At 40.1% G+C, this 14,121-nt stretch carries 14 protein-coding genes; 1 reads left to right on the top strand and 13 read right to left on the bottom strand.

Features of this window, described 5'->3' with window-relative positions; genetic code table 11:
* Positions 1 to 23 precede the first annotated feature (23 nt).
* The 9 genes from IEX94_RS07865 to IEX94_RS07905 form a co-directional block, all read right to left on the bottom strand.
* Complete coding sequence (locus IEX94_RS07865) at positions 24 to 1,202, bottom strand: pyridoxal phosphate-dependent aminotransferase (RefSeq protein ID WP_188856744.1); 1,179 nt, start codon at positions 1,200 to 1,202, stop codon at positions 24 to 26.
* 13 nt (positions 1,203 to 1,215) lie between these two features.
* The gene (locus tag IEX94_RS07870) at positions 1,216 to 1,731 is read right to left on the bottom strand and encodes a cell wall elongation regulator TseB-like domain-containing protein (protein ID WP_188856745.1); all 516 of its coding nucleotides are present in this window, start codon (positions 1,729 to 1,731) and stop codon (positions 1,216 to 1,218) included.
* 209 nt (positions 1,732 to 1,940) lie between these two features.
* Entirely contained in the window at positions 1,941 to 4,748 is a 2,808-nt protein-coding gene (dinG, locus tag IEX94_RS07875; protein WP_229782625.1) for an ATP-dependent DNA helicase DinG, read from the bottom strand.
* A 98-nt stretch (positions 4,749 to 4,846) separates the two neighbouring features.
* On the bottom strand, positions 4,847 to 5,836 hold the full coding sequence (locus tag IEX94_RS07880; RefSeq protein ID WP_308425590.1) for a biotin--[acetyl-CoA-carboxylase] ligase: 990 nt from the start codon (positions 5,834 to 5,836) through the stop codon (positions 4,847 to 4,849).
* Complete coding sequence (locus IEX94_RS07885; RefSeq protein WP_188856748.1) at positions 5,803 to 7,002, bottom strand: CCA tRNA nucleotidyltransferase; 1,200 nt, start codon at positions 7,000 to 7,002, stop codon at positions 5,803 to 5,805. Before IEX94_RS07885 ends, IEX94_RS07880 begins: the two co-directional genes overlap by 34 nt.
* Before the next feature lie 18 nt (positions 7,003 to 7,020).
* Positions 7,021 to 8,139, bottom strand: a complete 1,119-nt coding sequence (bshA, locus tag IEX94_RS07890) for an N-acetyl-alpha-D-glucosaminyl L-malate synthase BshA (RefSeq protein ID WP_188856749.1) — start codon at positions 8,137 to 8,139, stop codon at positions 7,021 to 7,023.
* Positions 8,140 to 8,142: 3 nt separating this feature from the next.
* A complete protein-coding gene (gene mgsA / locus IEX94_RS07895) occupies positions 8,143 to 8,553 on the bottom strand; it encodes a methylglyoxal synthase (protein ID WP_188856815.1) in 411 nt (136 codons plus the stop codon).
* Positions 8,554 to 8,574: 21 nt separating this feature from the next.
* On the bottom strand, positions 8,575 to 9,369 hold the full coding sequence (gene dapB, locus IEX94_RS07900; RefSeq protein ID WP_188856750.1) for a 4-hydroxy-tetrahydrodipicolinate reductase: 795 nt from the start codon (positions 9,367 to 9,369) through the stop codon (positions 8,575 to 8,577).
* Positions 9,370 to 9,391: 22 nt separating this feature from the next.
* Positions 9,392 to 9,718, bottom strand: coding sequence for a nucleotide pyrophosphohydrolase (locus IEX94_RS07905; RefSeq protein WP_188856751.1), 327 nt, complete (start codon positions 9,716 to 9,718; stop codon positions 9,392 to 9,394).
* Positions 9,719 to 9,881: 163 nt separating this feature from the next.
* Here IEX94_RS07905 and IEX94_RS07910 point away from each other — a divergent pair, with 163 nt between their 5' ends.
* Positions 9,882 to 10,748 (top strand): YitT family protein, encoded by an 867-nt coding sequence (locus IEX94_RS07910; RefSeq protein WP_188856752.1) that lies wholly within the window; start codon positions 9,882 to 9,884, stop codon positions 10,746 to 10,748.
* A 106-nt stretch (positions 10,749 to 10,854) separates the two neighbouring features.
* Here IEX94_RS07910 and IEX94_RS07915 read toward each other — a convergent pair whose 3' ends face one another.
* From IEX94_RS07915 to IEX94_RS07930, 4 genes are all read right to left on the bottom strand, one after another.
* On the bottom strand, positions 10,855 to 11,529 hold the full coding sequence (locus tag IEX94_RS07915) for a zinc metallopeptidase (RefSeq protein WP_188856753.1): 675 nt from the start codon (positions 11,527 to 11,529) through the stop codon (positions 10,855 to 10,857).
* 35 nt (positions 11,530 to 11,564) lie between these two features.
* Entirely contained in the window at positions 11,565 to 11,840 is a 276-nt protein-coding gene (locus IEX94_RS20255; protein ID WP_188856754.1) for a sporulation protein YpjB, read from the bottom strand.
* A 53-nt stretch (positions 11,841 to 11,893) separates the two neighbouring features.
* On the bottom strand, positions 11,894 to 12,472 hold the full coding sequence (gene lhaT / locus IEX94_RS07925; protein WP_188856816.1) for a lipoprotein heptaprenylglyceryl N-acetyltransferase LhaT: 579 nt from the start codon (positions 12,470 to 12,472) through the stop codon (positions 11,894 to 11,896).
* A gap of 846 nt (positions 12,473 to 13,318) precedes the next feature.
* Positions 13,319 to 14,116 carry a menaquinol-cytochrome c reductase cytochrome b/c subunit gene (locus IEX94_RS07930; RefSeq protein ID WP_188856755.1) on the bottom strand — a complete coding sequence of 266 codons (798 nt, stop codon included), beginning with the start codon at positions 14,114 to 14,116 and terminating at the stop codon, positions 13,319 to 13,321.
* Between the last annotated feature and the right edge of the window lie 5 nt (positions 14,117 to 14,121).

Raw genomic sequence — 14,121 nt, forward strand, 5'->3', positions numbered from 1 at the left:
TTTATACCTCCATAAATCGATCTTTAATGAGTTTCGACAAAACGTTTAATCCGTTTTGCCGCTTCTTTTAAGTCGTCTAATGATAAACAATAGGATAGTCTCACATTTTCTGGTGCGCCAAATCCAGTACCTGGCACCATGGCGACTTTTTCTTCTTCTATTATAGCTGTTACCCATTCATCAACCGTGTCAAAGCCATTTTTCCGCACGGCTTCTGTTACATCCGGGAATAAATAGAATGCTCCTTTTGGTTTTTCACATTTGATGCCTGGGATTTCACTGATTAAGTTGTAAAAGACATCCAAGCGTTCCGCAAATATATCTCTCATTTTCCGAACTTCGCTTTCGTCCATGGAAAGTGCGGCAACAGATGCGTACTGAGCAATAGAAACAGGGTTGGACGTCGAATGAGAGGAAACATTATTCATTGCTTTTATAAGCTCTTTCTCTCCAGCTGCATAACCAATTCTCCAGCCTGTCATTGCATATGTTTTTGAAACGCCATTAATAACTACCGTTTGTTTCTTTAGCTCTTGACTGATGGAAGCGATGGATACATGTTCTTCATCAGAATAAATAAGCTTTTCATAAATTTCGTCTGAAACGATAAGGATATTATGCTTGAGACAAATTTCGCCAATCGCTTCAAGTTCTTCTTTTGAATACATCATTCCCGTTGGGTTGCTTGGTGAATTGATAATAATTGCTTTTGTGTTGCTTGTAATAGCTCTTTCCAATTCTTCTAGTTGTACCTTGAAATCATGTTCTGCCTTCGTAGGAATAAATACAGGTACTCCCTCTGCTAGTTTCACTTGTTCTGGATAACTTACCCAAAAAGGGGCAGGGATAAGTACTTCATCGCCTTTATTTAAAAGCACTTGGAACAGTGCATAAAGTGCATGCTTTGCTCCCATTGTGACAATGATTTCATCTTTTGCGAAGTTGAGTTGATGATCCCTCTCCATTTTCTTTTGGATTGCTTCAATTAGCTCGGAGATCCCACCAGTCGGTGTATATTTTGTAAGGCCTGCTTGCATTGCTCGAATAGCCGCCTCAATAATCGGTTCTGGTGTATTAAAATCTGGCTCTCCGGCTCCTAATCCAATGATATCATGACCTTGGCTTTTCAATTCGTTCGCTTTAGCAGTAATGGCCAGTGTCGATGAGGGAGTTATTGTTTTTACTCTGTTCGCTAATTCCATCTGTTCTTTCCTCCTAATTGAACTGTCTTAAATAACGGATATCTTCATACTGGGATCCATCATAGATTGAGCGATAATCGAATACATATCGGTCAAACTCATCATAATAGACGAGTTCCCATAGTATTTCATCATCCAGCAAAGCTGGCGTTATTTTCACTAATTGACAAGCACTGCAGTCAGACTGCCACATATCGATCATGGAAGATGGTGACAGAACCTCGGTTGAATCGACTGTCGTCAATGTTTTCTCATTTCCTTCCAGTGGGTAAAAAATAATTTTACCCTTGCCTTCTTCATTTTTTCCGTAAACGACATGATAAGCAGCTTCCCCATTAAAGTTTTCGATTTTTGATATCTCCGTAATTCCTGTTTGATTTAACAATTCCCGTTTTGTATCTTCATGGCCGTTGGTACGTTCGGAGTTTAAATCCATGTATAAAAAGATACCATAAATAAGCATAGAAATAAACAGAAGGAGAAAGATAATCATGCTAAAAATCAACCATTTTCGTCTTGTTTCAGTCATTTTTTCACACCTCTTCAGACAGGTTCACTAATTCTTCCCTGTGTTTATAAAAAATTGCTAGCCATAGAACAAATCCAGTGGCTTATACTAAGAGTAGTAACGGCTCTCGTGCCATTATTATTCCTCCCAAAAAACTGGACGGGAGCACGTTGCAAAATTTTTCTCCTCATACCATTCGTTTGCTACTGTATTTATTACAGTAGCTTTTTTTAAAACCATGCTCTTGCTTGTTCAATTAAGGATTGGGTGGAGTCATTTAGTATTGGTACCTCTGGTATGGAGTCTGTGAAATATCTTCCATAGCGTGCTGTCACAATTCTTGAGTCACAAATGAAAACAATCCCTCTATCACTAGACGAACGGATAAGACGTCCAAATCCTTGTTTGAATTTAATAACAGCGTTTGGTAAAGATAATTCCATAAATGGATTTTTTCCTGCTTCCTTCAATTCCTGCGATTTTGCTTCATAAACCGGATGTGCCGGTGGCTGGAAAGGAAGTCGGACAATCATCAGACAGGATAAATCCCCACCAGGAATATCAACACCCTCCCAGAAGGAGCTTGTACCGAGTAAGATCGAACGCTCAAAGCTTTGGAAATTCTTCTTCAATCTTGTTCTGCTTCCGCTCGTAACCCCTTGGCCGATAAGCATATATTTGTCATCTGTCATTATTTCTTTCAAGAGTTTATAGGACTTCCTTAACATATCATAAGAAGTAAAAAGTACAAGCATTCTTCCTTCCGTCACTTCTGCCAGAGAAAGAATTGCTTCACTCGTCGCATAGATATAATCATCCATATTTCCATATTTAATATCCGGGAAATCATTTGGAATCAGCAATTGTACCTGGTCTTTAAATGAGAATGGTGAACGGATTTGTTTTGTAATCAGCCGCTCTTCCCGAAGACCTAGTCTTTTTTCAATAAAATGGAATGAATTCTTCATCGTCAGCGTAGCACTAGTTAAAATGACGCTGTCTTTCTTCGCGAATAATTCCTCGCCAAGCAACGTTGAGACGGTAGTCGGTTCACTATATAAATAAACGGCCTGTTGATACCCCTTCGTGTCCATTTCGAGCCATTGCACATGATTAATATGCTGATCCATTAAAAAGAGCAATTCCAAATGATCAATATGATCTTGTAAGTTCTCGATGACTTGAATAAGTTCCTGCCTGTCGTTCTTCACATAATCTTCCGTATCGTCAAGGCTCTTATCCATGAGGGATAGAAAATGAATGAGATCACGGTAATAAAAAATAAGGCGATTCACCATTTCTGTTATGGTTTCCCAATTAGAAGAATTCACTTCCTCTTTACTGAATCTGAACTGGATTCTGCCAACATCACTTAATGATTTATCTTTTTTACGCTGTTTCGTCACGTAAGCATGTAAATATTGAAAGAGATCATCAATTTCATTTTTCGTATTTGCAATTAATTCATCCCATTTATCGACCGAAAAGTTATCCTCTATACTATCGTATTTGCCAATTATATAATTGAAAAATTTCGTATCCTCCGAACGGCCAATTTGATTAAGCATATAATGCATCGTTATATTGTCCAGCTTTAATCCGTAATGATAGGCTGCAGTATCTTCCAAATGATGGGCTTCATCGATAATCAATTTGTCGTAAGCAGGAAGAAATTGATAATCGTTAAACATATCCGTACATAACAGGGCATGATTCGTTATAATTAAATCAGCTCGTTGGGCTCTCCGTCTTGCGCGCGTGTAAAACGAATATCGGAACCAAGGAGATGTGACATCGAGCTTCCTTTCCGCATCCGCTGAAACCCTTTGAAAAAATGTATAGCCACTCGTTGGGATTTGAATTTCATCAATATCACCGGTCAAGGTTTCCGTAAGCCAGACGAGTAAGATTGCCTTCGTTAGCGTAATATCATAATTATCGCGTTCCAGATGGGTTAGTTCATAGGCAAAACGTTCCAAACTTAAATAATGGTTTCTACCTTTTAACAGTGCTGCTTCAAATGGAAAATCCACAGTTTTGTGTACTAAAGGAATCTCTTCGTCAAGGAGCTGGGTCTGTAATTGTGTAGTATGTGTGCTAATGATGATGCGTTTGTTTTGTTTCACGGCCTCATATACAGCTGGAAGCAAATAAGCAAGGGATTTACCTGTACCGGTTTCCGCTTCAATTAATGCATGTTCTCCACTACAGAAAGCATCATACACCGTTTCGGACATTTCTCGCTGACCACTTCTCTTCTCATACTTTTCAAATTGTTTTTCCAGTGTACCGTTATCCTCATAAATATGATCTAGATAGTCTCCAAAAGAAGTTGTTAATATCGTTTCTTCTTGGGTCATCTTCTCTGTCATTTTAAATGCGAGTCCATTATATGTAGTAAACTTCGCTTCATTGGCAAATTCAAAACTATTCTGCTCCATCGCTTCATCCAGTAAAACAGCAAGGTTTGATTTAAACATTGGTTCCAATTTCGCCAGATTAGCGAGCGTTTCATACGGAAGACTAAACAATTTCTCTTTTAATTTCAAGAACAACCTAGCCGTGACATAAGCATCAGATAACGCCCGGTGCGGGTCATCGTGATATATATCAAGATAATCCGTAATCTGCGATAATTTATAGCTTGGTGCTTTCGGATAAAGAATCCGAGATAATTCGACCGTGTCAATAACAGGATTCCTTAAGGGTTTCCTCCCACTGTTCACTAATTCAGTATTTAAAAAACCCATGTCAAAAGGAACGTTATGGGCAATTAGATAACTATCCTCAAATAACTCCATTATTTTGTCCGCTTTTTCGTTAAAGTACGGTGCGTCTTTAACATCATCATTTGTTATATTCGTCAGATTGGTTATAAATGGAGGAATTTGTTTGTTTGGATTTAAAAAGGTATCTCTTTTATCGATAATTTCATCATTTTTAATGATTACCATACCGATTTCGATGATTTTATCGTCATTATCAGGCGAATGCCCGGTTGTTTCTAAGTCAATCACAACAAATTTATTCAATTCCACACCTCCGTCCTCTCTATTATATACGTCAATTCGTCCAAAAGAAAACTCTTATCCCATTATTGATAAGAGTCTCTTCCCCCGCCTATCTCTTTAACTTGTTATTCAAACCACTGGATTTCACCAGAATATATTTTTTCTTCTTTCCCATTATCATGTAAAACAAGGAGGGCACCGTCTTCTGCAATTCCGTGGAAAATCGCTTTTTTCTCTTCTTTTAGGTTTTTAATTTTAATTTTTTCACCTATTTTAAAACCATAGCTTTCCCATTTTTTCTTCACATCGGAAAAGCCATGGGCTAAATATGCATCAAATGCCGCTTCAAATTTTTGTAAAAACTGTTGAATCAGTTCTTGAATAGACCAATGTTTCCCTGTTTCCAAATAAAGGGAGGTCGCTTTAGATGCAAGCATTCCAGGTATATCATCACTTGTATGGTTGATATTTAGACCGATACCGACCACTATATATTGAATCTGGTCCTGTTCTGCTTGCATCTCTGTTAAAATTCCAGCCGTCTTCTTCTTATTAATCAAAAGGTCATTTGGCCATTTAATCATCGGCTCTACACCTGTATAGTCTTTTAACACGTCAGCCAACACAGTTGCTGTAAGCAATGTTAGCTGGGGAGCCTCTTGCGGAAGGATTTTAGGGCGAAGCAAGATGCTTAGCCACATCCCTTTATTCCCTGCAGAATGCCATTCTCGGTTCATTCTCCCCCTGCCCGCCGTTTGTTCATCAAGAATAGCAACTGTTCCATGCTTCGCTCCATCTGCGGCAGCTTGGTGGATTAATTGCTGGGTAGAAGCGGCGGAAGATTTATGGATGATCGTCTGACCAAGCCACTCTGTTTCCAGGCCCCATTTGATCGTATTATCACTGACTTTATCCGGATGTTTAAGGATACGATATCCTTTTCTTGGGACTCCTTCAATGACATAACCGTCTTTCTCCAATGCTTTCATATGTTTCCAGACACTATTACGGGATATTTGTAAAGCATCGGAAATATCCTGACCCGATATATAAGTCTCCTCATTCTCCGATAGGATATGAATTAATCTGTTTCTCGTTGAGTCCACTCTAACCATTCCTTTATGTCACGATACTGATTATTTATTTTACCAGTAACAACAGCATCTTCCGTTTTTTCAAGCAAATGTTTCACCCATACTCCTGGTTTTTTGTCAGGAAAAAGAGCTAAAAGATCATTTCCATTGATGGCTAAGTCGTCCCTTGATTGAATTGGTAACCTTTGCTTCAATTGAATTAATTGTACCAGAGATAGTTTATCATCTAATAGCAAGTCGGCTAAGCGGATAAAGGGTTCAAACCGCTCGTCGTTAAGCTTATATATTCCAATCGCATCCAAGCCTCTTTGCTTGTACCGCTTGATATCGTCGTTTAATTCACTTGCAAGCCGCTTCGTCCGGTTGGAACATTTCCATTCCTTCGCCCACTCATTGATAGCTATTTCAGGCTGATGATAGTGGAAGAAAGCAATAACTTCTGCAAAACTTAAAAGGGGCTTCATGTTTTGTGGAATTGCTTCGATTAAAGTGGGATGTTCTTTAAAAACCGGTAAAACAGTCTGAACAGCTGATTTCTTTAAATAATTTATCCCGACCGACACATGTTTTCCAGCAAAAAAACGTTCCATTTCATTTGTAATTCTCTCAACTGAAATATCGAGGACTGCTGATTTACAAGCTACCATTGCTGCAAATGTTTCTTCTTCAATTTGAAAGCCGAGCACACTGGAAAAACGAAGGGCGCGTATAATCCGCAGTGCGTCTTCCCCGAATCGTTTTTCCCCATTTCCGACTGTCCGAATCATTCGCTGCTTTAAATCTCTTCTGCCGGAAAATAAATCCGTAATATGACCTGTTTTATCCATCGCAAGGGCATTGATTGTAAAATCGCGCCGTTCTAAGTCTTTTTCAATGTTACGGATGAATTCAACGTGATCTGGACGCCTACCATCCGAATAACTGCCTTCTGTACGGAATGTAGTCACTTCATAGGATTCTTTCTCATGTCTCACAATGACAGTTCCATGTTCAATCCCAACAGGTATGACACTTGGAAATACCGCTTGAACAATATCAGGGGTGGCAGATGTCGTAATATCGATGTCTTTAATCGGCCGACCGAGCAAATAATCCCGTACACAACCACCAACAAAATATGCTTCATAACCTTCTGCTTCAAGCTTTTCTAATATCGGCTTTGCCCGTTGAAAATATTTCGTTAACATGCCTTCACCAAATTTCTTTTACTTCAGTAGCTTTTTATATAATTTAATGTATTGGTCGACAATGATGTTAGACTGAAATTTCTGCTTTACAACTTCAAGGACCCGTTTCCGGAGTACTTGCTGATATGCCGAATCTGTAAGGATTTCGAGCGCATAGTCTGCTGCTTGTTTTGTGTCGCCCTGATCTACAAGATAACCGGTCTCACCATGTGTGATAACTTCAGGAATACCACCAATATTCGTTCCGATGCCGGGAACCCCGCAAGCCATTGCTTCCAATAAAACAAGTCCGAAGCTTTCTTTTTCAGAAAGTAATAATGTTAAATCACTGATTGCAAGCAGTTCATTAATATTATTCTGTTTCCCTAAAAATAACACATCAGAATCTAGTTCCAATTCCCTAACTAGCTGCTTTGTCGCGGAATATTCCGGACCGTCTCCTACGAGCAGCAATTTGCTAGGTATCTCCTGGTGAATACGATGAAACGTGTCTATAACGTCTGGTAGCCGCTTCACTTTCCGGAAATTAGAAATATGGATGATTACTTTTTTTTCATCTTTTATCTCGAACTGTTCCTTCAAATATGGTACTTGAAAAGGATGATATTCCGCTTCATTCACAAAGTTATATATGACAGATATCGGATAATCCGTCTTAATCATTTCCATCGTCTGTTCCCGTAAACTGTTCGATACACTCGTTACCGCGTCAGACTGTTCAATTCCATATTTTATCATTTTCTTAAATGCATCATCAATTCCAAGTACTGTAATATCTGTCCCGTGCAGAGTCGTGACGACCTTTACTTTATGTCCGGCCATATCCCGCGCAAGAATTGCACAAATCGCATGGGGTATCGCATAATGCACATGTAAAATGTCAAGCTGTTCCTGGTCGATTACTTCTGCCATTTTCGAAGCAAGTGATAAATCATAAGGCGGATATTGGAATACTGGATAATGATTTACTTCCACTTGATGATAAAAGATCTTCGGATGTACTTTATCTAATCGAAACGGAAGGCTTGATGTAATAAAATGGATTTCGTGCCCTCGTTCTGCTAACAGTTTTCCTAACTCCGCCGCAATGACTCCAGATCCACCGACAGAAGGATAGCAAGTTATCCCAATTTTCATTGCTTATTCGTCTTCCTTTGCTCGAACGATTTCCCGCCATTTAAAATCTCCTCGTTCCAGGCCATGGATAAAGATTTCCGCTCCGGCAATATTTGTTGCAAGTGGGATTTGGTACACGTCACACAAGCGCATCAGGGCTGTTATGTCAGGTTCGTGCGGCTGAGCTGTTAATGGATCACGGAAGAATATTACCATATCCATTTCGTTATCGGCAATCAGTGCTCCTATTTGCTGGTCGCCACCAAGTGGTCCTGATTTAAATCTATGTACACTAAGTTTTGTAGCTTCTTTAATTAATTTACCAGTCGTTCCGGTAGCAAACAATTCATGCTCTTTTAATACATGCTCATAAGCGATGGTAAAGCGTATCATATCTTCTTTCTTCTTATCATGGGCTATTAAGGCAATTTTCATCATAGCCTGACCTCTTTTCTTTTATAAAATATTTTCTAATCCGTACACGAGCCTATCTAACTCCATTACTTTATAAATGGAAGTTTTTATCCCATCCATAAAGGAATCCCGGCTCATGGAATCATGTTTGATCGTAAGTAGCTGACCTGGGCCACCGAAGATTACTTCCTGGTGGGCAACAAGTCCAGGTAGTCTTACGCTATGAATATGCATGCCATCTAATTCGGCGCCACGCGCTCCCTCGAGTTCTTCCCTTTCATCAGGATGACCCTGAGCTTTCGTTGTCCTTGTTTTCTGAATCATCTCTGCCGTCTTAACCGCTGTTCCAGACGGTGCATCAACCTTTTGGTCATGGTGCATTTCGATAATTTCAACATCCGGGAAATATTGTGCGGCCATCTGAGAGAACTTCATCATCAGCACAGCACCGATTGCAAAATTTGGTGCAATAATACAACCAGAATTATATTCATTCGAAAGTTCTTTTAGTTCCTTTATATTCTCCTTCGTGAATCCAGACGTACCAATTACAGCTCGGACACGGTGTTCAATCGCGAGTTTTGTGTGTTTATAACCAGGTTCAGGACTCGTAAGATCAATGAATACATCTGCATCTATCTGCTGAAAGCATTCCGCCAAGTCTTCATAGACTGGAACTTGCGCATCCGATTCCTCGGTAATCTCGTTTAAAAATTTCCCATCATTTTTACGATCGATTACAGCGACAAGGTTAAAATCAGGAACACGCTCAATCATCTTGATCGCTTCTTTCCCCATCTTACCACGTGGTCCCGCTACTATAATATTAATTGCCACTTCTGTTCCACCTCTCCTGTTGTTATTTCTTCGTCCATCTATCTTTATCCCGTGTTTCAAATTTCGACATGGAACGCTCGAAACTTTCGGATAAATCAATGTCAAGTGAATTTGCAAAACTCGCGATTACAAACAAAACGTCCCCGAGTTCTTCTTCAACCGTTTTTTCTTTCTCTGTCGTCTTTTTCGGTTTCTCTCCGTAATAATGGTTCACTTCTCGGGCAAGTTCGCCGACTTCCTCTGTCAGCCTTGCAATCATTGCCAGCGGAGAAAAATATCCTTCTTTAAATTGGCCGATATAATCATCGACCCGCTTTTGGATTTCTTGCGTCGTAAATTCTTTCTGCATTCGTTAACAATCTCCTTTTTCTCCGTGGTTGCCTACCTTTCATGTTAGCTAACCTTACGTAATTTGACAAATTTTTTCTTTGAAAAATCATGAATTTATTTTCTCCGGGCAAAATGATACTAACTTGGCATGGATATGCAAGTATTTTAGGAGGTGTTCTAGTATGCTGCTTGGATTGCGGATGAAAAATATTTTCTTCATCTTAATCGGTGCCGCGATTTATTCTTTTGGAATCGTACATTTTAATATGCAAAATAATCTTGGTGAAGGCGGCTTCACTGGTATCACCTTGCTCCTTTATTTCATTTGGAAATTAAATCCGGCGATTACGAATATTTTATTAAATATCCCTGTATTCTTAATTGGTTGGAAACTATTAGGACGGAACACCTTCATCTATACAATAATCGGAACTTCCGCAGTATCCGTCTTTTTAGCTATCTTTCAATCCTATCAATTTGCAATCCCTTTGGAAAACGATATGACGTTGGTTGCCTTATTTGCAGGAGTATTCATCGGAGTTGGTTTAGGGATTATCTTTCGCTATGGGGGCACAACGGGAGGTGTAGATATTATTGCTCGGCTTGCTAATAAGTATCTGGGGTGGAACATGGGAAATACGATGTTCTTATTCGACCTAATTGTTATTTCTTCCTCTATTCTGCTAATATTAGACCTCATCCAGGGCATGTACACATTAGTTGCTGTCTATATTGGGGCCCGTGTAATTGATGTTATTCAAGAAGGGGCATATCTTGCCAAAGGGGCGACAATTATTTCGAATCAAAGTGCAGAAATTGTGAAAGAAATTCAGAAAATGGACCGTGGTGTGACTATCTTTTTAGGCCGTGGTAGCTATACGGGAGAGAAGCTGGATATCCTTTACTGTGTCGTACCTCGAAATGAAATTGTTCGTCTGAAGAATACGATTTTAAAGGTAGATCCGTATGCTTTTGTTTCGATAAGTACAGTTCAAGATGTTCAAGGTGAAGGATTTACTCTCGATGAAAACAAAAGGCCGGTGCAATGATAAAGGCTTAAGCAGCCTGACAAGCTAAGGACTCGCAGAAGCTTTCTCAAGAAATAAATCATAAAAAAAAGAGATTGGCATACCGTTTACCAATCTCTTCTCTACCCTAGTCTCGGTTGTTCAAAAATATTAATATAAATCGTGCAAGCTCGAGTAAGGCGACAAGAGCTGCTGCAACATAAGTTAAAGCAGCGGCATCCAATACCTTCTTCGTTTCCCGTTCTTCATCATTCCGGATAATCCCAGTCGAGACAAGCTGTGTCATCGCCCGGTTGGAAGCATCAAACTCTACAGGAAGTGTAACAAGCTGGAAAAGGACAGCCGCCCCCATGAAGATAATTCCAAAAAAGAACAGCTCCATCATATTGAGGAAAATACCTGCAAGAATTAAAAAGAAGGAAATGTTTGAACCGAAGTTAGCGACCGGAACGAGTGCGCTTCTAAAACGCAAGAATGCATATTCTTCCTGGTCTTGAATGGCATGTCCAACTTCATGCGCCGCAATTGCGGAAGAAGCCATCGAACGGCCTCCGTAGATTCCGTCTGAAAGTCGGACAACCTTGGAGCGAGGATCATAGTGATCAGACAGTGTACCCTTTGTCCGTTCAATATTTACATGATACAATCCATTATCATCTAGAATCTTTCTTGCTACCTCAGCGCCTGTCATTTGGGAAGATGTCGGTTTTTTCGAGTATTTATTGTAAGCTGACTTAACTTTACCTTGCGCCCATAACGGTATAATGAGGATAAGCGCTATATAAATTAAATAGCTACCCATTTATATCCCTCCAATCGTACTTATATAAGTCAATTTTAGTCAGGATCTCGATTCCAGTCAACTATTTTGTCGCCGTCCTTTGTTTTTCTTCCCCGCCTTATTTTTTCTCCTTTATATTTTCTCCAACTCACATAAGATAATGTAATCAGAATGAACCCACCAACAATCAATAATGCTGGTAAAAGCGGAATCAACTCCGCATTTGTAAAGAGCCATTGCGGAAAACTAATCCTTTCTATGTTCAGTAACGGATACGGAAACGCGGCAGTAACGATCGAATAAATTAAGGTAGTACCGGATGTCATTCCCATTTTAGTCACCTCACCTAATCCATTTATATGATGAGGGACTCCTGTTTATCACCTTAGGATAACTTATTCTGCTTCCGGACCGTAAGCCAGTAAGCAAGGAATAAGCAAGCAATACTAAGCCAAAAGGTGAAATAACCAATTCTCTCCATGTACTGGGTTAATGAAGAATAAATAGGCATCATTCCAAATACGTAATCAATTACATCATTATGTAATGTCCATATCCCGGCAACAACAAGGTGTCTCATTTTTATTTTATAAAAAGGGGTATAGAGCACAGCTTGTATTGCCATCCCTGCATGGGAAAACATCAACATATAGCCCGCCGGACTTAAAGAGCCATCAATGATTAATGTAAGTAAGTTCATTACAACAGCCCAGGTACCGTATTTCACGAGCGTTACAAGCCCTAATGCTTCAATATAGGGGACGTTTCTGCCGAATAGGAAAAACAAAAGAAAAATCGTGAAAAATAAACTCGCTGTTGGGCTATCCGGAACAAAAATTAGGAATATATCAGGTGTGATTTCTAGTTGCGGAAGGTACCAAATATACCCATAGATTGTGCCGAATAGATTTACAATAAAAAGTATGAAAATAAATATTTTATTAGAAAGAATATACCTAATCATCCGGTGACCCGCTCCATTCCTTAAAATAAATATCATTCCCTCCATTTTCACCCGCATTTGCTTTTATTCAGCGTAAGCGCAACTTTCTCCTGGAGGTCCGCAGTCCAGACACCTCTCGCTTTCCGCAGGCGGCTGGTGAGCCTCCTCGGGCTGGCGCCCTGCGGGGTCTCACCTATGCCTATCCTCCTGCTGGAGTCTCGAGGTGTCTGGACTGCTCCGAGGAAAGGCGTGATTTGGATTACTGTTTAATATTCCAGAAGTACGATCCTTATCATAATGGAATAATTTCTTTTTAAAATAATCCTTTAGACCAGTTCATTTGCCCGGCGGACGGTGACTCCTACGGGAAAAGCACGAGGCCGAAGACCCCGCAGGAAGCGTTTTTCTTCCGAGGGGGCTGAGGCCGTGCCCGTGGAAAGCATCCGTCCGCCGGGCAACTGAACGGTAATTAGAACGCCAATAAAATGAATGCTCAAAATACTTACGCTGAATGAAAGCGAGTAGTTGCTTTTGGGTTGTGAAGGTTGAGTAATTTAACTATAAGCCTTCGTGTTCCTCATAAGCAAGTATTAAATGCGTAAACAAAGGCGCAAGCGCCCGTTTAGCAACGTACAAACTGGAGCACTCCGGAATGAGATAAAGGAAACACAACGAACGATAGTGAGTTGATGTTGACTTATCGATTGGAGGAGTGTGAAGTTTGATAGTTGCTGGGCGCTGGAGCTGGACGTGGCTTGCCCTCGATACCTAAGTTATCACAGTATTTTTATTTTATAGTTTCTTATATTATGCCAAAAAGCACCTTTACCATTTCGATGGTAAAAGTGCTCTTCATGCTGAATAAAATTATTCTTCTTCGATCGATTCGTTTACGGATAAAATAAAATCTACCAATTGCTCTAATTCTTCATCCGTACCAGTAAATTGATCTGGTGGCATTGCTCCAATTCCGTTCACCGAAATGTCAGCAATTTCTTCCGCAGTGTGGTCAAACTCAGGACCGTACAATGCTGGAGCTGCCGTACCTTCTAATTCGGCACCGTGACACGCTAAACAGCTTGTTTCATATACTTCGTATCCCGGATGATCTGTGTCAATCACGACATCAACATCATCTGACGGTGGAACAGGTTTGTTCGCTTCTGCACGACTTTCCCAGTCAACTGCAGCTGCAGAAGTATAAGTCAACCAAATAACTGACGCTAAACCAAGTAACATCATTCCGACAGCAATTGGACGTTGATGAGGTCTGCGTCCTGGACCGTTATCCAAGAATGGTGCTAGAAGTAATGCACCGAATGCTATACCTGGAATTCCAAGCATTCCTAGCAGGATATAATTTCCGCTAGCAAATTCATATTTCAATAGTTCATACAGAAACAGGAAATACCAGTCTGGCAAAGGAATATATGCAGCATCTGTTGGATCTGCCAACCCTTCAAGTGGTGAAGGATGTGCCAATGTTAAAATTAAAAATCCAATAAGGAATACTGCACCTGCCAACCATTCTTTTAATAAAAAGTTGGGCCAAAAAGCTTCTGTTCTGCCAGGGTACTCTGAATAGTCTTTCGGGATTCGCGAGACTGTCGGTCCTTGTTTGATCCGCGAGTCTCCAACGAATTTCATGCCTTTCCCTCTTTGCATGATGC

The organism is Oceanobacillus indicireducens, assembly GCF_014647195.1.
Classification (GTDB): domain Bacteria; phylum Bacillota; class Bacilli; order Bacillales; family Amphibacillaceae; genus Oceanobacillus; species Oceanobacillus indicireducens.